Consider the following 19,570-nt stretch of genomic DNA (forward strand, 5'->3'; position numbering starts at 1 on the left):
CGCGCCACTAACGAACCTTGGAGAGATTGATGAACCTTCGCACTTCCGCAGTGCGGCTGGGCCTGTTGCCCGCCGGTATTGCGATCGCGTTGACGCCGGCATTTGCCGTCGCGCAAGAATCGACCACCACGCTGGACCGTATCGAGATCACCGGTTCGCGCATTCGCAGCGCCGATGTCGAGACCCAGCAGCCGATTTTGACGCTTGACCGTCAGGCACTGGAAAAGCAGGGTCTGACCTCCGTCGCCGATGTGCTGCAGAACCTGACCTCCGCTGGTTCGCCGGCGATTTCGCGTGCTGATGCGCTGTCGTCAGGCGAAGACGTCGGCGGTTACTACGTCGATCTGCGTAACCTCGGTGCGCAGCGTACGTTGGTGCTGGTGAACGGAAAGCGTCTGGGTGCATCGACCTCCGGTCTGCAGGATCTCAGCCAGATTCCGATGTCGGCAATCGAGCGTATCGAAGTGCTCAAGGATGGCGCCTCGTCCATCTACGGCTCCGATGCCATTGCCGGTGTGGTCAACGTCATCACCCGCAAGCGTTTCGACGGCGCTGAAGCCAGCGTGCAGTTCGGCCAGTTTGGTCAGGGCGACGGCGATACCACGCAGTACTCCTTCACTGTCGGTTCGCAGGGCGAACGCGGTGGCGTGACGCTGTCGGCTGAGTATTCCAAGCAGGATCCGGTGTTCGCCAAGAACCGTTGGTTCAGCCGCGATGGCTCGCGTGGTCCCAACTCCACCCCGAACAGCTGGAGCCCGATCAGCCAGAATGGCTCCTGGTGCAATCCGCTGCAGGTCGACTGCGCGGATCCGGACACCGCGGTGTGGCAGACCCTCAATGCCGGCGGTAACCCGAACAACCCGGCCGACTATCACCCCATCACCCCGGCCGAGTACGCCAACTCGAACCAGCAGATGATGGTGCAGACCGGTATCGAGCGGAAGTCGGTGTTTGCCAACGTCAACTATGACGTTGCCGATGCCATCACTTTCAATGCCGACATCGCTTACAACGAGCGCACGACCGACGGGCAGATCGCGGGTTATCCGTACCAGTCCGGCTCGTTCGGCACGCCGCTGGAAGCCGGCAGCGCGTTCAACCCGGTTGGCCAGGACGTCGATTTCCGTCGCCGTCTGTGGGAAGTGCCGCGCACCACTGAAAATCAGCTCAAGACCCTGCGGTTTGCGCCGACCTTGAGCGGCTACTTCGATCTCGGTGGCAAGACCTGGGATTGGGACGTTGGCGCGTTGTGGAATCGCAACGAGAACACCAAGCGCAGCCATGGCGACATGAGCCTGATCGCATCGCGTCAGGCACTGGGCCCGTCCTTCATCAACGGCCAGGGCGTTGCACAATGCGGCACTGCTGCCAACCCGACCCCTCTGTCGGCTTGCCGTCCGTGGAATCCGTTGCTGCCGTATAACGTTGCAGGTCAGGGCTCGCTTGCCGATCCGGCATTGCAGGAATTCCTGTTCCCCACCTTCACCGATACCGGCCTGACCAAGACCACCAGCTTCACTGCCAACCTGTCCGGTTCGGTGGTTGAACTGCCGGCTGGCGATCTGGGCATTGCCGTTGGCTATGAACACCGCAAGGAAGAAGGTCGCTTCTCTCCTGATGCATTCGCGCAGTCGGGCGAGAGTACGGGCCTGGGTGCCAAGACCACGCAGGGCCAGTACTCGCTGGATGAGGTCTACCTTGAATTGAATGTGCCGCTGCTGAGCGACGTCGCATTCGCCAAGGAACTGACCTTCAACGCTGCGACGCGTTATTCGGACTACAGCAACTTCGGCAATACGCTGAACTCGAAGTTCGGCCTGACCTGGCGTCCGCTGGAAGACCTGCTGGTGCGTGCGACCTATGCGGAAGGTTTCCGCGCGCCGACCATCAGCGACCTGTACGGTGGCCTGAGCAGCAGCTTCGAGGATTACATCGATCCTTGCGGCGTCGGTGCTCCGAACAGCGTCAACGGCAATGCGGCTTGCACCAATGCCGGTGTACCGTTGGGCTATACCCAGCTCGGCCAGGGCTTCGTGCCTTGCACGACCTATCCGTGCCAGACGCCTGACGAATTCGTCAGCGGTGCCAACCCGAACCTCAAGCCGGAAACCTCCACCAGCAAGACCGCTGGTCTGGTGTGGAGCCCGCGTTGGGTGCAGGGCCTGGATATCTCGCTGGATTGGTACCGCTACGAGATCAACGACATGATCATCGCCGATAGCGTCGACCGCATCCTGCGCGACTGCTACGTGCTCGGCAATTCGGAACGTTGCGCAGGCGTGACGCGTGCAGCTGACGGCCATATCTCGTCGATGACCTACGGCGTGGCCAACCTCGGCCAGATGGAAACCGAAGGCTACGATCTAGGCGTTAAGTACCGGTTGCCCGAAACCGCAATCGGCTCTTTCACCCTGGATTGGCAGACCAGCTACGTCAGCAAGTACGACGAAGCCGGCCAGGACAGCGCGGGCAACGCCATCATGATCGGCCGCGTTGGCGAGCCAGGCATCTTCCGCGTGCGTTCCAATGTTGGCGTGAACTGGGCGCTGGGTGATTTCGGCGTCAACTACACCCTGCGTTACTACTCGGGCATGAAGGAAAGTTGCATCACGCTGGCCGAGGGCTATTGCGATGCACCAGACCATTTCGCCAACGGCGAATCCGATCCGCTGCGCCACACCGGCTCCAACACCTTCCACGACCTGCAGGTCAACTGGAAGGCGCCTTGGGACGCGACGGTTGCACTGGGCGCGAACAACGTGTTCGATCACCGCGGTCCGCTTCAGTACTCCGCACCGAACAGCAGCTTCGCCTATTACGGCGGCTTCGAAATCGGTCGCTTCGTGTACATGAAGTACACCCAGCGTTTCTGATCCATCGACGCGCTGTAACACAAGAAGACGGGCCGCAAGGCCCGTCTTTTCTTTTTGCGGAGGTGGATGGGATGAATGAAGGCACTGTCGGCCTTTCCGATCGTCCGCTCGCCAAGCGACCTTACTGACGATCCGGACACGACCGCCATCACTGATGACATCTGCGTGGATATGGCAAGCCGCCGATTGGAAGGGATGTGCCAGCCGCACCTCTGCGACGGTGTTCCAGTGCAGCCTTGTTGCAGCGGAGCGGCAAAAAAAAAGCGGCTTTCGCCGCTTTTTTTTTGCAGGCAGCTCAAGCCTCAGCAAGCCCCAGCAAGGTATCGGCCTGTTCGCGCCAGGTCGGCAAGCGTGTGAGCACGCCCACCTTGGACAGGTACTCCTCGTCCACGGTTTCGCCGCTGGCCAATGCAGTCGCCACATGCACCGCGCCGGTCACCCAGAAACTGCGCAGGCTGGAGCGCTGCGGGTGGCGATGGAAGGCCACCGCTTCGATGATCGGCATCGGCAGGCCCCACAAGCCGAGCAGGTACGCGCCGGCTTCGGTATGGCCCAGACGATCGTCGCCGCCTTCCAATGGCGGTTCGCGCTCGTCGCGCACGCCAGGGAGCAACAGGCCGATATCGGCCAGCAGTGCGGCGGTGGAGCCGAGTTCTGCGCTGGTGGGCGGCAACACCTTGGCTGCCAGTCGCGAGGAGAGCAGGGCGCGGCGCTGCATCGCATTGCGCTCGGCCGGGGTCAGGGTCTGCACCGAGAACACTTCGCTGGCCAGCACCAGATCGCGCAGCGTTGCCACGCCCAGGCGGGTCACTGCCGTGCGCAGATCGGTGATGCTGCGTCCGCCGGAGAAGAACGCGGAATTGCACAGCTGCAGCACCTTGGCCGCAATTGCCGGATCGCCGGCAATCAGCTTGGCGATATCGGCCGCGTCGGCGCCCTCGTCTTCTTCCAGCGCATGCATCAGGCTCAGATACAGATGCGGCGGCGACGGCAGTTTTTCGATCCGGCCGATCGCAGCGCGCAAGCGCGGATCGCTGAGCAGGTCACGCAGTTCTTCCAGGCTGGTGATGGCTTCGAGCAGGACTTCCGGGGCCAGCGGCATCGGCAGGAAGCGGTGCGCCACGCCAATGATGCGCGCCGGCGGCGTGCGCTGACCATCCTGGGCATCGATCAAGGCGATGCGGATGGTGTCCGGGCGCAGCGTACGGATCTGTCCCAGCAACGTGGCGGACGTGAGATCGGGCAGGACGGGGGCGACGATGACCGCATCGAACGGCGACAACGCGGCCGCCTCGATCGCCGAGTTGCCGTCGGCCACCTGCTGCACTTGCCACTGATCACCCAGATCGGCGACATAGTCGCCCAGTTCGGACGGAAGGCTGGCTTCGTCCCCAACAAACAGAATACGCAAGACACTTCCCCAAGAGTCACCAGTGACAGACACCGGCCAAACGCTGTCGGCAATGTACCCAATCCGCCGCCGGCAGTCATCGGGATCACGCCGAAAGCGTGATCCCGATCGCCCCGCGATCACGGGGCTGCATCACGGTCGTTGGATCAGGGTGCGTCGGAATTATAGCGTTCCACCGACTCCACCAGGATGCGCTTGGCCTCGGCCGCGCCACCCCAGCCATCCAGCTTGACCCACTTGCCCTTCTCCAAGTCCTTGTAATGCTCGAAGAAATGGCCGATGCGCTCCATCCAGTGGCTGGACACCTGGTCGATATCCTCGATATGCGCGTAGCCGGAGAAGATCTTCTCGATCGGCACCGCCAGGATCTTCTCGTCGCTGCCGGCCTCGTCGCTCATGCGCAGCACGCCGACCGGACGGCAACGCACCACCGAGCCGGGTACCAACGGTAGCGGCAGCACCACCAGCACGTCGGCCGGGTCGCCGTCGCCGCACAGGGTGTTGGGCACATAGCCATAGTTGCAGGGGTAACGCATCGGCGTGGACAGGATGCGGTCGACGAAGATCGCGCCGCTGGCCTTGTCCACTTCGTACTTGACCGGCTCCGAATCCTTCGGAATTTCGATGACGACATTGATTTCTTCCGGCAGATTCTTGCCGGAGGTGACCAGTTCAAGACCCATGCGCGTAACTCCCGAGGCGTCATCCAGTGTGGAGCGCGATTCTACGCGTTCGGCTGTTGCGGTGCAGCGACACTGAATGGGCAATGTTCTGACCGCCGTGTGCGGCATAGCCCGCATTCATCCAAGGGAGTTGCCCGATCGTCGCAGCCCAGGGCACGGAGCACGCTGCAGACTCATCCACTGCTCGGGAACTGCCATGTTCAAGCCTGTGCGTTTGCTCGTTGTGCTGCTGCTCTCCGGTGTCGCCCAGCTCGCCACTGCGGCGACACCGGCATCCTTGCCGACTTTCGTCGATGCGGTGGACTGGCCCTCCAACGGCGAAGGCTGGGAAGCCTTTGTTGATCTGGAACAGCGGCTGGAGCACGACTTCGACCAGATCTGCGGCGACACCTTCTGCGGCGGCGAGTTCAGCGACTACCAGCCGCTACGCTTCCGCTGCTCGGTGCACCGGGTGAGCGGCGTGGTGCGCAGCTGCATCTGGACCTTCGGTGCCAGCGAAGTGAGCGTCGATCCCGGCAGCGGGTACCTGCGCTCGGACAGTCGGGTCTGGCGCTGCACGGCACCCCTGAAGGCTGGGACGCATCTGGACGAGATGTACCGCACCCTGGCGGTGACCAACCCGCTGTTCGAGCCGCTGCCCGGTGGCGCGCCGCCGATCTATGACGGCTTGATCGGTTGCCTCTGAGCGGCCCGATAAGCGCTGCAAGCAATCGCAGGACCTGGCGCGGCGCCTGGGACCCGGAGCGCGGGTTGGCACGTGCCGGGTCCCGGCTTCCATCACCTTCGATCGGCCCGCAGCTTGCGGCACGTGGTCCTCAAAGCAGCGGCACCAGTAGCAGGGCCACGATATTGATGATCTTGATCAATGGGTTGATCGCCGGCCCGGCGGTGTCCTTGTACGGATCGCCTACCGTATCGCCGGTGATGGCGGCCTTGTGCGCCTCGCTGCCCTTGCCGCCGAAGTGGCCGTCTTCGATGTACTTCTTGGCGTTGTCCCAGGCCCCGCCGCCGGTGGTCATCGAAATCGCCAGGAACAGGCCGGTCACGATCGTGCCGATCAACAATCCGCCCAGTGCACGCGGGCCGAGCAGCAGCCCGACCACCACCGGCACCACCACCGGCAGCAGCGAGGGCAGGATCATTTCGCGAATTGCCGAGCGAGTCAGCATGTCGACTGCGCGGTCGTATTGCGGTTTGGCAGTGCCGGCCATGATCCCCGGGATCTCACGGAACTGGCGACGCACTTCTTCGACCACCGCGCCTGCCGCTCGCCCAACCGCCTCCATCGCCAACGCGCCGAACAGATACGGGATCAAGCCGCCGATCAACAAGCCGATGATCACGCTGTGGTCGGACAGGTCGAAGGCGAAGACCTGGCCGGGATTGGCCGCCTGCAGGTTGTGCGTGTAGTCGGCAAACAGCACCAGCGCGGCCAGCGCGGCCGAGCCGATCGCATAGCCCTTGGTAACTGCCTTGGTGGTGTTGCCTACCGCATCCAGTGGATCGGTGATGTTGCGCACCTCCGGCGGCAGTTCGGCCATTTCGGCGATGCCGCCGGCGTTGTCGGTGATCGGCCCGTACGCATCCAGCGCCACGATCATACCGGCCATCGACAGCATTGCAGTGGCTGCGGTCGCAATGCCGTACAAACCACCGAAATGAAACGCGCCCCAGATTGCCGCGCACACCGCGATGACCGGCAGCGCGGTGGATTTCATCGAGACGCCCAGCCCGGCAATGATGTTGGTGCCGTGGCCGGTGGTGCTTGCGGCGGCCACGTGCTGTACCGGCTTGTACTGGGTGCCGGTGTAGTACTCGGTGATCCAGACGATCAGGCCGGTGAGCACCAGGCCGATCAATGCGCAGGCGTACAAGGCCATGGCGCCATGCGTGTTGTCGCGCATCAGCGACTGGGTGATCGGCCAGTAGGCGAGTGCGGCCAAGAGGCCGGAGACGATCACGCCTCGATAGAGCGCGCCCATGATCGAGCCGCCCGCGTTGACCTTGACGAACGAGGCGCCCACGATCGAAGCGATGATGGAGACACCGCCCAGCACCAACGGATAAAGCACCGCATGCGGCCCGGTTTCGGTCAGCGTCAGACTGCCGAGCAGCATCGTGGCGATCACGGTGACCGCATAGGTTTCGAACAGATCCGCTGCCATGCCTGCGCAGTCGCCGACGTTGTCGCCGACATTGTCTGCGATCACCGCCGGATTGCGCGGGTCGTCCTCGGGGATGCCGGCTTCCACCTTGCCGACCAGATCCGCGCCCACATCCGCACCCTTGGTGAAAATGCCGCCACCCAGGCGCGCGAAAATCGAAATCAGCGACGAGCCGAATGCCAGCCCCACCAGCGCATGCAGGTTGCGCTCCAGCGGCAGGCCCATCGCCTGCAGCACCGCGTAGTAACCGGCTACCCCGAGCAATCCCAGCCCCACCACCAGCATGCCGGTGATGGCGCCGCCACGGAACGCCACGTCCATCGCACGGCCGATGCCATGGCGTGCGGCCTCGGCCGTGCGCACGTTGGCGCGTACCGATACGTTCATGCCGATGTAGCCGGCCAACCCGGACAGCACCGCACCGATCGCAAACCCGATGGCGGTGTACCAACTCAGAAACAGCCCGACCAGGACGAACAGCACGCCGCCGGCAATCGAAACGGTGAGGTATTGCCGGTTGAGATACGCGCGTGCGCCTTCCTGGATCGCGGCGGCGATCTCCTGCATGCGTGCGTTGCCGCTCGGCTGCGCGACCACCCAGCGTGCCGACACACCGCCATAGACGATTGCCAGGACCGCACAGCCCAGCGCAAGTGGTAACCCGTAGTGTTCCAGCATGACCCCTCCCAGAGAATGGATGTCGTCCGGTCGGGACGAACCAAGGGCGATGCACGCAGCGAGTGGAGTGGCGAATACGGACTCGACGGCCATGGCAGCCGTAATGCGCGTCGCGATGTTCGGGTGGCCGGATTGCGGGCGAGTATGCGCCGGCGCTGGCGCCGCTGCCAGCACCGCGGCTTTGGCGCGTCGTTCAGTCGCGGCATGACAGCCTGCGGCCAACGTGATCGAGCCGATCCAGGAGTGACTATGTCGAACCATGCCGCGTCAAAATATGCCGTGACGATCGCTGCAGTACTGCTCAGCGCCCATGCGCTCGCTGCCGAACCGACACCGGAACTGAAACAACGCCCAGCCGGCACCGCCCAAGCGGTCGGCGCCGTGCACACCCTGCGCCAGATCCCCGAAGCCTGTGCGCGCCTGGAAGGCGTGTTCACCGGCAATGCTGCGCAGCCGTATACGTTGTCGATTGTACGCAGCAGTCCCACCTGTCAACCGCGCGCGCGCTTCGTGGATTTCGCCAAGGCCACCCCCAGTGTCGCGTCGGGCTGGATCTTCAACGACGTGATCCGCGTCCCCAGCGCTGCCTGCCCTGCGCAGCAGGCAGTGGTGCGCGTCTGGCGCAAGCCGGTGGATGCCAAGCCGCAGCTCGATGGCCAAGGCCAATCGCGCATCTACCTGGAAGATGCAAAGCAACAGGCTGCCGCCGGAAAGATCCCGCAGGTGCCGATGTTCGCTGCGCAGATGACGGTGGAAGGCAAGGCCTGTCGGTAACCCGGGCGTTCGCGTCAGTCACTCTATTGACAACAAACCCCGGCCAGGCCGGGGTTGTTTGCATGACGCTTCATAAAACGCATGCATCGTCGCAGCGGCGTATCCGTCAATCAGCGTCGTCAAACACCTGGACCACGACGGTAAGCGCTGTATCGATGGCCCGCATCCCGTGTCGCGGTGCATGAGCACTGAGACAGATGTGCGAGCGGGTGTATGGTTTTGCAGTGTCCACCACCCCTTCCGATCGCCCACGCCGACGTTTATCCCTCCCACTTCGGCAATTTCTTCGCCACTGCCGCATTCTTCAACGTCACATATTTCGGCAGGCCATCGCTGCCGTAGGCCAGTGGGGCCTGGCCCTTGATCAACGGGGCGAAATAGCGACGGGCGCGTTCGGTGATGCCGAAGCCGTCCTTGCGCAGGAAGCTGGGCGGCATCTTCTTTTCGTGATTGGCCACCTTGTGCAGCGGGGCCGGCACGATCTTCCAACGGTACGGCACGTCGCTGACGCGTTCGATCACCGGGATCACCGCGTTCATGCCCTTGAGTGCGTACTGCACCGCGGCCTTGCCGACGGCCTGCGCCTGTTCCCAATCGGTCCCGGATGCGAGGTGGCGTGCGGAACGCTGCAGGTAATCGGGCAGCGTCCAGTGCACCTTGTAGCCGAGTTCCTGCTTGACCTGCGCAGCGAGAAACGATGCAACGCCGCCCAGTTGCGCATGGCCGAACGAATCGGTCGCGCCGCCGGCATCGGCGACGAAGCTGCCGTCTGCGTCCTGGATGCCTTCGCTGGCCACGACCACGCACCAGCCGACCTTTTCCACCACCTGCTTGACCTTGGCCAGAAACCGGGCCTGGTCGTAGGCACGCTCGGGCAGCAGGATGATCTGCGGCGCATCGTCCGGGCCCTGGCCGGCCAGGCCTGCGGCGGCGGCGAGCCAGCCGGCGTGGCGGCCCATCGCCTCGTAAATGAAGACCTTGGTCGAGGTGTCGGCCATGGCGGCGACATCCAGAGCGGCCTCGCGCACCGACACCGCGGTGTATTTGGCCGCAGAGCCGAAGCCGGGGCAGGTATCGGTCACCGCCAGATCATTGTCGATGGTCTTGGGCACGCCGATACAGTGCAGCGGGTAGCCATAGGCCTTGGCCAGCTGCGAGACCTTCCAGGCGGTGTCGGCCGAGTCGTTGCCGCCGTTGTAGAGGAACCAGCGCACGTCGTGCGCACGCAGCACATCGAGCAGGCGCTCGTATTTGGCGTTGTCTTCCTCCAGCGATTTGAGCTTGTAGCGGCACGAGCCGAACGCGCCACCGGGGGTCTGCGCCAGTGCGGCGATCGCGGCGGCAGACTCCTTCGAGGTATCGATCAGCTCCTCGCGCAATGCGCCCAGGATGCCGTTGCGTGCGGCCAGTACCTTGATCCTGCGCGCGCGCGCCTCGGTGATCACCCCGGCGGCGGTGGCGTTGATGACGGCAGTGACGCCGCCGGATTGGGCATATAACAAGTTGCCAGTAGACATAGGGGGCGGACTCCTCACACGGGACATGGCGCAGGGGACAGTGCCGGGACATTCCCCGGATGCGGTAAGCTGCAGGACCATACGGTCAGCGCTGGCGAAGACCTGAGTCTAACGCCGCCTACCGCAACGCGTTTTTATTCGAAAGTGGAGTCCACTGATGCGATTGGTTCTGTTGGGACCGCCCGGTTCGGGCAAGGGCACCCAGGCGACACGTCTCAAAGACAAGTTTGAGATCCCGCATATTTCCACCGGCGATCTGCTGCGCGCCGAAGTGGCCGCCGGCTCACCGCTTGGCCTGAAGGCCAAGGAAGTGATGGCACGCGGTGATCTGGTCTCCGATGAGATTCTGCTTGGCATGCTGGAGGCGCGGCTCGGTCAGGCCGATGTCGCCAACGGTTTCATCCTCGACGGCTATCCGCGCAACGTGGCGCAGGCCAATGCGCTGGATGACCTGCTCGGCAAGATCGGCCAGCCGCTGGATGCAGTGGTGCAGCTGGACGTGGCCAGCGAGTTGCTGGTCGAGCGTATTGCCGGCCGCGCCAAGGCCGAGGGCCGCGAGGACGACAATCCCGAGTCGGTGCGCAAGCGCCTGCAGGTCTATACCGACTCCACGGCGCCGGTAATCGGTTTCTACGAACAGCGCGGCAAGCTGGCACGCGTGGACGGCGTGGGCTCGCTGGATGAAGTGCTGGAGCGTATCGGCACCGCGCTCGGTCGCTGAGTCGGTTGGGGCCGGGCAGTGTGCCCGGTCCGCCGAGCCGCGCGCTGGCAGCTGGTGCGGCTCGCGCGACGTTGCAAAAACAGACGCCCCTGGCGTATGGGACGACCGGGGCAGAACAACGCCGGTAACGAGCTTGCTCAGCGCTCCACAGCATGAGTTGCCTGGGAAGTTTGGCCTGTCGGGGGAGTAGGACTAAAGGGGTCGCGACTGGCGTTCAGCATGGTGATGAAGGTGACGCAGTTCGCACATCGGGACATTTATGACGATGTGGCAGGGGCTTGCCGATACCGCGCTCGGCAGTGAGCGGAATGGCCCGCACCTCCGGCGATCGGCGACAATGCGCTCCATGACCAAACTCCACATCCTCGGCATCGCCGGGACCTTCATGGGCGGTGTCGCCGCCCTTGCGCGCGAGCTGGGCTGGCAGGTAGAGGGCAGCGACCAGGCCATCTATCCGCCGATGTCCACCCAACTGGAAACCCTCGGCATCGCGCTGGCACAAGGCTACGCGCCGTCCAATATCTCGGCAGATGCCAGCGATGTCGTCATCGGCAATGCCTTATCGCGCGGCAACCCGGCGGTGGAAGCGGTGCTCGATGCCGGGCGTCGCTATACCTCCGGTGCGCAGTGGCTGGCCGAGCAGGTGCTGCCGGGCCGCGACACTCTGGCTGTCGCCGGCACGCATGGCAAGACCACCACCACCACCATCCTGAGCTACCTGCTGGAAGCCGCCGGGCGCGCGCCGGGTTTTCTGATCGGTGGCGTGGCCGAAGACTTCGGCGTGTCTGCGCGGCTGGGCCAGGGACGCGAATTCGTGGTGGAAGCAGACGAATACGACACCGCGTTCTTCGACAAGCGCAGCAAGTTCGTGCACTACCGGCCGCTGGTGGCGATCCTCAACAACCTCGAGTACGACCACGCCGACATCTTTCCGGACGTGGCCGCGATCCAGCGCCAGTTCCATCATCTGGTGCGCACGGTGCCGGCGCGCGGGCGGCTGATCGTCAACGGCGAGGATGCGCGCCTGGCCGAGGTGCTGGCGATGGGCTGCTGGACGCCGGTGGAGCGCTTCGGTTTCGATGCCTCCCTCGACTGGAGCGCGCGCTTGATCGCCGCCGACGGCAGCGCGTTCGCGGTGTTGCGGCATGGGGTGGAGATCGGCCAGGTGCAGTGGCCGCTGGTCGGTCGGCACAACGTGCTCAATGGATTGGCGGCACTGGCGGCCGTGCATGCGGTGGGCGTGGATCCGGCGACGGTAATGCCGGCGCTGGCGCGCTTTCAAAGCGTCAAACGGCGGTTGGAGCTGTTGGGGCAGGCACGCGACATCACCGTGTACGACGACTTTGCCCATCACCCCACCGCGATTGCGACCACCTTGCAAGGCTTGCGTGCGAAGGTCGGCGCGGCGCGCGTACTGGTGGCGATGGAGCCGCGCAGCAATTCGATGCGGCTGGGCGCGCATGCGCAGGCATTGGCGCCGTCGTTGCGCGATGCCGATGCGGTGGTGTTTCTGCATCGGCCCGAGTTGGCCTGGGATGCCGCACCGATCATCGCGCAGGTGCGCGGTGAAGCGCATGTGGCGCATGACGTGGAGGCATTGCTGCAGACGCTGGGCGAGATCGCGCAACCGGGCGACCATGTGGTGTTCATGTCCAATGGCGGTTTCGATGGCGCGCCGCGTCGCTTCCTGGCGCAATTGGCCCCATGACCGACCTCACAAGCACCGCCGACACCAGCGCCTTGCCGCTGTTTCCGCTGCACAGCGTGTTGTTGCCGGGTGCGGCAATCGGTTTGCGCGTGTTCGAGCGCCGCTATCTGGATCTGGTGCGCGAGAGCGGCCGCACCGGTAGCAGCTTCGGCGTGTGCCTGATCCTGGATGGCACTGAAGTCGGCGTGCCGGCGACACCGGCTGCGTTCGGCACCGAAGTGCGTATCGAGGATTTCGATGTCGGTGCCGATGGCGTGCTGGTGTTGCGCCTGCGCGGCACGCGTCGCTTTCGTGTGCAGCGCTCGCGCATCCGCGACAACGGGCTGGTGGTCGGCGAGGTAAGTTGGTGCGAGCCCGACAGCGACGATGAACTGCGGCCCGAGCATGGCCTGCTGGCAACCGTGCTCGAGCGCATGCTCGAACAGGTCGGCGGCGAATTCGCCTCTGCCGGGCCGCAGCTGCTGGACCAGGCGGCATGGGTAGGCTGGCGGCTGGCCGAGCTGCTGCCGTTGACCGAACAGCAGCGTCTGTCGCTGTTGCAGCAGGACGATCCGCATCGGCGTCTGGACCAGTTGCTCGCCTGGATGCCGTGACGCGGTAAGACAAGCGCGACCCATCACCGCGCTTGCACCCTCGCAACGGCACACTCGCCACGCTTGAGTGCGCTCACGATGGCATCCATGCAGTGGATGTGTGCATCGGCGTCATTCGTTATCGCTCCATGGGGTGTGCCTTGATCATCGATGTCAAACCGCGTGTGGCGGATGTGTTCAGTCAGGTCTGGCGAACCCTGGCGGTCTTGTTCGTATGGGACGTATTGATCACGATCATCTACTACGTGCTGCCGTTCCGCGCGCCCGCGTTGCCGTTGACCATCTTCGGTTCGGCTTTGGCGTTGTTCCTGGGCTTTCGCGCCAACTCGACCTACCAACGCTGGTGGGAAGGGCGTGTGCTGTGGGGCCAGATGATCAATGCATCGCGCAATCTGGTGCGCCTGAGCGTCAGCATCCTGTCCGCGCCGGAAGCGGCAGCGCTGGGACGCACCATTGCGCTGCGCCAGATCGCCTATGTCAATGCGTTGCGGTGCCAGCTACGTCGGCTTCCGGTGGCGATGGCGCTGGAGCCGCGTCTGCATGCCGACGAAGTGGCTGCGGTGATCACGCGCACCAATGTCGCCAATGGCCTGCTCGACATCACCGGGCGCAACATCGAACAGGCGCGTCGCGATGGCTGGATCGACAGCATCCAGCAAGCCAGTGTCGAGCGCATCCTGGTGGATATCGCCAACGCACAGGGCGGCATGGAACGGCTGAAAAATACCCCATTGCCATATCAGTACCGCTTCTATCCGAACCTGTTTACGCGGCTGTTCTGCGTCTTGCTGCCGATCGGCCTGGTGGAAACGCTGCAGTACGCAACGCCTGTGGGGTCGACCGTGGCCGGCCTGATGTTCCTGGCGGTGCTCAAGATCGGCGACGAGTTGGTCGACCCGTTCGCCAATACCATCCACGACCTGCCGCTGGACAGCATGTGCCGCACGGTGGAAATCGATGTGCTGCAGGCGATCGGCGAACGGGCGCCGGAGCCGACGCAGCCGGTGGATGGCGTGTTGTGGTGAGTGCTTCGCGCCTGCACCAATGCGGCTTGTGCGTATCCAAACGGCGCTGAAGCGCAAGCTCTCGATCACCTTGAGAGGTGATCGAACGGTGCGGATGCGTCGGTTGTAGAGCCGTCGCGGGATGCTGCCACCGAGCCTCCACAGACGGATGCATGGCGTGTCCCGCCAGCGGTGAGGGCGCCGCGCGCTCGACTAACCAGGCTGGTGACCTGAACATTCGGCTGCATCCAAGCGGTGCGACCACGTTGCCGCCATCGATACAGCGTTCAAGAAGTTTTATTAGCAGGTCTTATCTACAGGACTACGCGTTCGTTGACCGATCGCTATTGCCCGATCGATCAACGGCGCTGTCGTGATGGACCCGATGCAGCCGGATTGGATGCCGTGGTTTCCGTCTGCGGTGCAGCGTTGTCTTTGTCCTCCTGCTGCATCGCATTTCCCGCCGTGCTGTCGATCAGGATCACCGGTACCTGCGAGCGTCGACGCTGTTCCAGGCGATACGGCAACGGGTCCAGTGCCTGGCGCAATGCACTCAGTGCCGGGTCGACCCCACGCAGCGGATACCACAGGCCGATCAGGCTGAAGTGCCGGCTGTAGCGCAGCGTCTGCGTGCTGCCCACCCACAACGGCTGCGCGCCGGGCTGCAGGCGTGCGGCCGCTGGCCACAGGCGCAACACATGCACATGGCCGGGCGCAGCGTGACGCACCATCAGCAGGGCTTCCACCTGCGTGTCTAGCGTGGCCGGCAGGATTGGTACCTCGTCCGGGCGGCCGCTGACATCGAGCAGATGCAGCGCCTGTTCCCAGCCAGCCTGCGGTTGCACCCGCCAACCGCGTGCTTCTAGCTGACGCTGCAGCGGTGCCAGCGGGCCGGCCAGTTGCACGTCCAGCGGCCAGCGCTGGTCGTCGTCGAATTCGTTGCGGCGTGCGGGCAGCAGGCGCCACTGGCCATTCCACCAGTCGTTGGCAGGCAATTCCATCAGTGACGGCGGCGGCGGTTCGAACTTGGCCAGCTTGGCATGCAGATCGCGCGGCGCGAACACGACCGCGCAGGTCAGGAACACGCCGTAGAAGATCCACGAGACCGGCTTGACCCAGAACGCGCGGGTGGCACGACGGCGGTAGGCGATGCCCAGCACCAGCAGCCAGAAGATGCCGAACAGCATGCCGCCGACCACGTCGCTGAGCCAGTGCGCGCCCAGATACAGGCGCGCAAAGCCGATCAGCGACACGATCGCACCACTGACCAGATACGGCCACACCCGGCGCCGGCCCGGCAGCTCGCGCGCGATCAGCAGCGCGAAGAAACCAAAGCCGATCGTGGCCATGGTGACCGCCACCGACGGAAACCCGAAGCCGCTGCTGGCTGCCGGCGGGCGTACCACCTGCACGGTGGCACCCAGCAACTGTGTCAACGCAAGGCCGAAGGCCAGCGCGATCACCCAGTGCGTCACTGCCATCCAGCGGCGCCGCCAGGCCAGGTAGCCCATCGCCGCCGCGATCGCCGGCAGCAGCACCTGCCAGTCGCCCAGCGACGCCAGCGCCACCATCGGGTAGTCGGCCAGCGGATTGCGCAGCGCCAGCATCAGATCGTGCACGGCCAGGTCCACGCGCAGCGGCTCGCCATGCGCCAGCACCACCATCAGCAACACGAACCAGCCCCAGCCCAGCAGCAACAGCATCAGCGCCATCATCGCCAGCGGTACCGACTCGCGACGGCGCGGGTCGAACACGCTCACCGACCAGTTGCCCAGCACCGGATGTCGATGCGACCACTCCAGCAGCCGCGCCAGCAAGGCATCCAGATGGCCGGCCGACCAGCGGTACGAGTACAGCACCATCGCCCAGGCCAGGCCGATCACTGCGGCCAGCAAGGTGACCACCACGAACAGACGGCCGGCGACCGCGGCCACCGCGTCGTAGGCAGTGCCCAGCACCCAGCCGGGCACCAGGAACAGCAGCGCCCACGAGATGCAGGCCAGGCCGCTGGCGACCAGATAGCGCTTGAACGGCATGTGCGCCATGCCGGCGATGGCCGGCACGAACGGCCGCACCGCGCCCACGTAGCGCGCGATCAGGATGCTCTTGAACGCATTGCGCCGAAACAGCAGCTCGCCACGCTCCAGTAGCTGCGGGTAGCGGCGAAACGGCCAATAGGTGTGCAACTGGTGGCCCCAACGATGGCCGACCCAAAAACTCAGCGCATCGCCGACGAAGGCGCCCAGGGTGGCGCAGGCCACCGCGTACGGCCCGTTGATCTGACCCAACCCGATCAGCACACCGATGGCGAACAGCAACGGCAGCGCCGGCACGATGGCACCGAGTACGATCACCGCATCGCAAAATGCGATGGCAAAGATCGCCACGCCAGCCAGGGTGGGGTGGTGTCCGATCCACTCCAGCGTGGCGTCGATCCATGAATTCATCCCGCGATTATAGGTGGGCATGGCGACGGGTGACTTGCGCCGTCCTCACATCGGCCTGTCCGCTTCACCTGAGGTTGCGAGCGGACGACGCAGCACCGGTGCGTGGCGTGCTGGCAGCGCGTGCTGTAGCGATGCAGGCGCCCCGCCTACAATGGGGGATGAGTGACGATCCTGCCGGCAATCTGCCGCTGAAGTCCGATACCTTCGGGCGCATCCTGTTGATTCGCGACGCCGACCGCCTGTTTGTGCGGCGCGACCTGAGCGTGGCGCCGTGGCTGCTGCGCGGCGTGGCCTGGTGGCTGGCGCGGCGCGAGGCATTGGCCCTGCGCCAGCTGGACGGCCTGGCGCGGACGCCGCGTCTGTTGCGCTGGGACGGACGCCATCTGGATCGCAGCTACCTGGCCGGCGATGCGATGTATCAGCGCCCGCCGCGCGGCGATCTGGCCTACTTCCGCAGCGCGCGCAAGTTGTTGCAGCAGCTGCACCGCCGCGGGGTGGCGCACAACGATCTGGCCAAGGAAGCCAACTGGCTGGTGCAGGACGACGGCTGCCCGGCGGTCATCGATTTCCAGCTGGCGGTACGCGGCCATCCCCGAGCGCCCTGGATGCGTCTGCTTGCACGCGAAGACCTGCGTCACCTGCTCAAGCACAAGCGCATGTATTGCCCGGCCGCGATCACCCCGGTGGAACGCCGCGTGCTCAAGCGCACCTCCTGGGTCCGCAAGCTGTGGTTCGCCACCGGCAAGCCGGTCTACCGCTTCGTGACCCGCCGCGTGCTGCATTGGGAAGACAACGAGGGGCAGGGGCCGAAGCCTTGAGGGGCGGGGAATCAGGAATCGGGAGTAGGGAATCGGTAGTGCGCATCGCGGCGGCTGATCGTTCATAGGCTGCTGAACATTCAAGGCGCTAAGCTTTTGCGATTCCCCATTCTCGATTCCCCAATCCCATGACCTTGAAAGGCAAAACCCTCTTCATCACCGGTGCCTCGCGCGGGATCGGGCTGGCGATTGCGTTGCGGGCGGCGCGGGATGGGGCCAATGTGGCGATCGCGGCCAAATCGGCAGTGGCCAATCCCAAGTTGCCCGGCACCATCCATAGCGCGGCCGCGGCGGTGACCGCGGCCGGTGGGCAGGCGCTGGCGCTCAGGTGCGATATCCGCGACGAAGACCAGGTGCGTGCGGCCGTTGCCGCGACGATCGATGCATTTGGCGGCATCGATATCCTGGTCAACAACGCCAGTGCGATCTGGTTGCGTGGTGCGTTGGACACCCCGATGAAGCGCTTCGACCTGATGCAGCAAGTCAACGCGCGGGGCAGTTTTCTGTGCGCACAAGCGTGCCTGCCGCATCTGCTGCAGGCGCCCAATCCACACATCCTCACGCTGGCTCCGCCACCGTCCTTGAACCCGGCGTGGTGGGGCGCGCATACCGGCTACACGCTGGCGAAGATGGGCATGAGCCTGGTGACCCTGGGGCTGGCAGCCGAGTTCGGCCCGCAGGGCGTGGCGATCAATGCGCTGTGGCCGCGCACCGTCATCGCCACCGATGCGATCAACATGATCGATGGCGTGGATGCGGCCGCGTGTCGCAGGCCGGAGATCATGGCCGACGCGGCACATGCGGTGCTGACGCGCCAGGCGGCCGGATTTCATGGCCAGTTCCTGATCGACGACCAGGTGCTGGCCCAGGCCGGCATCACCGACCTGAGCGGCTATGCGGTCGACCCGTCGCGTGCGTTGTTGCCGGATCTGTTTCTCGACTGAGCGTGGCCAACATCGCACCGCGCGCCGGCCGGACAGGAGGGGCACCCCGGATCAGCGTGCGCAGTTGCAGCGTTTTCGGCGTAAGGGGATGGCTGCCCATCGGCCGCGGCCCAGAAGCTCAACCACGTCACGCCCGCCCTGCAGTAAGCACAAAAGGTTCACAGTAGGGTTTGCTATCGTACGCGGCTGAAAACGTTTCCAACAGGGAATGTATCGCGCGTGTTTTCGATGTTTCGTGTGCTTGTTATGGCAGCTTCGGTGTCCGTCCTGGCAGCCGGCTGCGGCGGAAAGCCGCTGCAGCCTGCAACCGGTGCCGATAGCAAAACGACTGAAGGACAGCTGGATTCCTTGCAGGGCCTCAACACCAAGCTCGGCGCCTACATCGACTGCTTCAACCGCGTCAACGCGAAGGTGCACGCCGGCGCCAGGTACTACACCGGCTGGATGCAGGACCCGTTCGCCGGCCCGACCGGTCGCGAGTCCGGCATGACCGGTCCGTACGATATCGACCACGACGACATGAGGCAGTGCTATGCGCCGATCAGCGCGGCCGCCGCGGCGAAACCATCGCTGCCTGCATTGGACAAGGCGGCACGCGACTATCGCGCGGCATTGAAGGCACTGCAGCCGATCAGTCACGCGGTGGCCGATTACTACACGCGTCAGGACTACGAAGACGACCAGTTCGCCAAGGGTAAACAGCTGCACCCGGAGCTGATGGAGGCGCTGGCAAACTATGCCGATGCCAGTACTGCCTTCAGTGCCGAACTGGACATGCAAAACGACGCGGCGCAACGCGAAAAACTCAAGCTGCTGGAGCAGGGCGAGGGCCGCACGCGCGAGTACTACCGGCTGGCGATGATGCTCGACGCCAAGAAGATCGCCGATGCGCTGGAAGAAGATCAGTTCGACGTGCCGCGGGTCAACGCTTTGCTGGACGGCTTCAACCGTCTCTCCGATGAGGCACATGCCACGGTGGCCGATCAGGAGCCAGGCAGGCTGACCTGGAACAGCTTCGAAACCGCTGCGGAAACTTTCCGCAGACAAGCCAAGGCGCGGGTGAAACGCGTGATCGAAAAAACGCCCTATAGCAAGATGGAACAGGGCTGGTTGAATAGCTCTTCGCTGGCGCCCGAAGGCTCGTCGCGCAAGCTGCTCAACACCTACAACGCGCTGGTGTCCGAAAGCAATCGTGAGTAATCACCGCTGTCCTCAACCATCGCGCGCGTGCCGG

General features: G+C 64.5%; 15 protein-coding genes. 10 read left to right on the forward strand and 5 right to left on the reverse strand.

What is annotated here, in order from left to right; genetic code table 11:
- Positions 1-29: 29 nt before the first annotated feature.
- Positions 30-2,873, forward strand: a complete 2,844-nt coding sequence (locus FHT08_RS02125; RefSeq protein ID WP_166774154.1) for a TonB-dependent receptor — start codon at positions 30-32, stop codon at positions 2,871-2,873.
- A 295-nt stretch (positions 2,874-3,168) separates the two neighbouring features.
- On the opposite strand, the gene FHT08_RS02130 is transcribed toward FHT08_RS02125, so the two are convergent.
- Together FHT08_RS02130 and ppa are read right to left on the reverse strand one after the other, a co-directional pair.
- Positions 3,169-4,317 carry an HDOD domain-containing protein gene (locus FHT08_RS02130; RefSeq protein ID WP_166774155.1) on the reverse strand — a complete coding sequence of 383 codons (1,149 nt, stop codon included), beginning with the start codon at positions 4,315-4,317 and terminating at the stop codon, positions 3,169-3,171.
- A 113-nt stretch (positions 4,318-4,430) separates the two neighbouring features.
- Entirely contained in the window at positions 4,431-4,967 is a 537-nt protein-coding gene (ppa, locus tag FHT08_RS02135; RefSeq protein ID WP_002804918.1) for an inorganic diphosphatase, read from the reverse strand.
- A 196-nt stretch (positions 4,968-5,163) separates the two neighbouring features.
- Between ppa and FHT08_RS02140 the strand changes: the two genes are divergently transcribed.
- Positions 5,164-5,652: a hypothetical protein gene (locus FHT08_RS02140; RefSeq protein ID WP_166774156.1), complete on the forward strand. Its 489-nt coding sequence runs from the start codon at positions 5,164-5,166 to the stop codon at positions 5,650-5,652.
- A 130-nt stretch (positions 5,653-5,782) separates the two neighbouring features.
- Here the strand turns inward: FHT08_RS02140 and FHT08_RS02145 are convergent, their stop codons facing one another.
- Positions 5,783-7,810, reverse strand: a complete 2,028-nt coding sequence (locus FHT08_RS02145; RefSeq protein ID WP_166774157.1) for a sodium-translocating pyrophosphatase — start codon at positions 7,808-7,810, stop codon at positions 5,783-5,785.
- A 249-nt stretch (positions 7,811-8,059) separates the two neighbouring features.
- Between FHT08_RS02145 and FHT08_RS02150 the strand changes: the two genes are divergently transcribed.
- Entirely contained in the window at positions 8,060-8,584 is a 525-nt protein-coding gene (locus FHT08_RS02150; RefSeq protein WP_104605097.1) for a hypothetical protein, read from the forward strand.
- A 260-nt stretch (positions 8,585-8,844) separates the two neighbouring features.
- Here the strand turns inward: FHT08_RS02150 and FHT08_RS02155 are convergent, their stop codons facing one another.
- On the reverse strand, positions 8,845-10,101 hold the full coding sequence (locus tag FHT08_RS02155) for a 6-phosphofructokinase (protein ID WP_104605095.1): 1,257 nt from the start codon (positions 10,099-10,101) through the stop codon (positions 8,845-8,847).
- Between the two features lie 157 nt (positions 10,102-10,258).
- Here FHT08_RS02155 and FHT08_RS02160 point away from each other — a divergent pair, with 157 nt between their 5' ends.
- The 4 genes from FHT08_RS02160 to FHT08_RS02175 all read left to right on the forward strand — a co-directional run bounded on the left by FHT08_RS02160 (position 10,259) and on the right by FHT08_RS02175 (position 14,148).
- Positions 10,259-10,822, forward strand: coding sequence for an adenylate kinase (locus FHT08_RS02160; protein ID WP_166774158.1), 564 nt, complete (start codon positions 10,259-10,261; stop codon positions 10,820-10,822).
- Positions 10,823-11,159: 337 nt separating this feature from the next.
- The gene (gene mpl / locus FHT08_RS02165) at positions 11,160-12,530 is read left to right on the forward strand and encodes a UDP-N-acetylmuramate:L-alanyl-gamma-D-glutamyl-meso-diaminopimelate ligase (RefSeq protein WP_208408807.1); all 1,371 of its coding nucleotides are present in this window, start codon (positions 11,160-11,162) and stop codon (positions 12,528-12,530) included.
- A complete protein-coding gene (locus FHT08_RS02170; RefSeq protein ID WP_104536230.1) occupies positions 12,527-13,123 on the forward strand; it encodes an LON peptidase substrate-binding domain-containing protein in 597 nt (198 codons plus the stop codon). The genes mpl and FHT08_RS02170 overlap by 4 nt, the downstream gene beginning before the upstream one ends.
- A 140-nt stretch (positions 13,124-13,263) precedes the next feature.
- Positions 13,264-14,148 (forward strand): bestrophin family ion channel, encoded by an 885-nt coding sequence (locus FHT08_RS02175; RefSeq protein ID WP_166774751.1) that lies wholly within the window; start codon positions 13,264-13,266, stop codon positions 14,146-14,148.
- Positions 14,149-14,486: 338 nt separating this feature from the next.
- Here the strand turns inward: FHT08_RS02175 and FHT08_RS02180 are convergent, their stop codons facing one another.
- Positions 14,487-16,574, reverse strand: a complete 2,088-nt coding sequence (locus tag FHT08_RS02180) for a bifunctional DedA family/phosphatase PAP2 family protein (protein WP_166774160.1) — start codon at positions 16,572-16,574, stop codon at positions 14,487-14,489.
- Positions 16,575-16,732: 158 nt separating this feature from the next.
- On the opposite strand from FHT08_RS02180, the gene FHT08_RS02185 reads away from it, so the two are divergent.
- From FHT08_RS02185 to FHT08_RS02195, 3 genes are all read left to right on the forward strand, one after another.
- Positions 16,733-17,392, forward strand: a complete 660-nt coding sequence (locus FHT08_RS02185; RefSeq protein ID WP_104536227.1) for a serine/threonine-protein kinase — start codon at positions 16,733-16,735, stop codon at positions 17,390-17,392.
- Between the two features lie 128 nt (positions 17,393-17,520).
- A complete protein-coding gene (locus FHT08_RS02190) occupies positions 17,521-18,336 on the forward strand; it encodes an NAD(P)-dependent oxidoreductase (RefSeq protein ID WP_166774161.1) in 816 nt (271 codons plus the stop codon).
- Positions 18,337-18,564: 228 nt separating this feature from the next.
- Positions 18,565-19,536 carry a YiiG family protein gene (locus FHT08_RS02195; RefSeq protein ID WP_181126159.1) on the forward strand — a complete coding sequence of 324 codons (972 nt, stop codon included), beginning with the start codon at positions 18,565-18,567 and terminating at the stop codon, positions 19,534-19,536.
- Positions 19,537-19,570: the final 34 nt, after the last annotated feature.

The organism is Xanthomonas sp. CFBP 8151, from assembly GCF_011761885.1.
Taxonomy (GTDB): Bacteria; Pseudomonadota; Gammaproteobacteria; order Xanthomonadales; family Xanthomonadaceae; genus Xanthomonas; species Xanthomonas arboricola_B.

Bases quoted from the DNA above. Each gene is read 5' to 3' on its own strand.
- FHT08_RS02180 (WP_166774160.1), bottom strand. From the start codon at position 16,574: ATGAATTCATGGATCGACGCCACGCTGGAGTGGATCGGACACCACCCC.
- FHT08_RS02190 (WP_166774161.1), top strand. From the start codon at position 17,521: ATGACCTTGAAAGGCAAAACCCTCTTCATCACCGGTGCCTCGCGCGGG.
- FHT08_RS02195 (WP_181126159.1), top strand. From the start codon at position 18,565: ATGTTTCGTGTGCTTGTTATGGCAGCTTCGGTGTCCGTCCTGGCAGCC.
- FHT08_RS02160 (WP_166774158.1), top strand. From the start codon at position 10,259: ATGCGATTGGTTCTGTTGGGACCGCCCGGTTCGGGCAAGGGCACCCAG.
- FHT08_RS02150 (WP_104605097.1), top strand. From the start codon at position 8,060: ATGTCGAACCATGCCGCGTCAAAATATGCCGTGACGATCGCTGCAGTA.
- FHT08_RS02145 (WP_166774157.1), bottom strand. From the start codon at position 7,810: ATGCTGGAACACTACGGGTTACCACTTGCGCTGGGCTGTGCGGTCCTG.
- mpl (WP_208408807.1), top strand. From the start codon at position 11,160: ATGCGCTCCATGACCAAACTCCACATCCTCGGCATCGCCGGGACCTTC.
- FHT08_RS02185 (WP_104536227.1), top strand. From the start codon at position 16,733: ATGAGTGACGATCCTGCCGGCAATCTGCCGCTGAAGTCCGATACCTTC.
- FHT08_RS02140 (WP_166774156.1), top strand. From the start codon at position 5,164: ATGTTCAAGCCTGTGCGTTTGCTCGTTGTGCTGCTGCTCTCCGGTGTC.
- FHT08_RS02125 (WP_166774154.1), top strand. From the start codon at position 30: ATGAACCTTCGCACTTCCGCAGTGCGGCTGGGCCTGTTGCCCGCCGGT.
- FHT08_RS02170 (WP_104536230.1), top strand. From the start codon at position 12,527: ATGACCGACCTCACAAGCACCGCCGACACCAGCGCCTTGCCGCTGTTT.
- ppa (WP_002804918.1), bottom strand. From the start codon at position 4,967: ATGGGTCTTGAACTGGTCACCTCCGGCAAGAATCTGCCGGAAGAAATC.
- FHT08_RS02155 (WP_104605095.1), bottom strand. From the start codon at position 10,101: ATGTCTACTGGCAACTTGTTATATGCCCAATCCGGCGGCGTCACTGCC.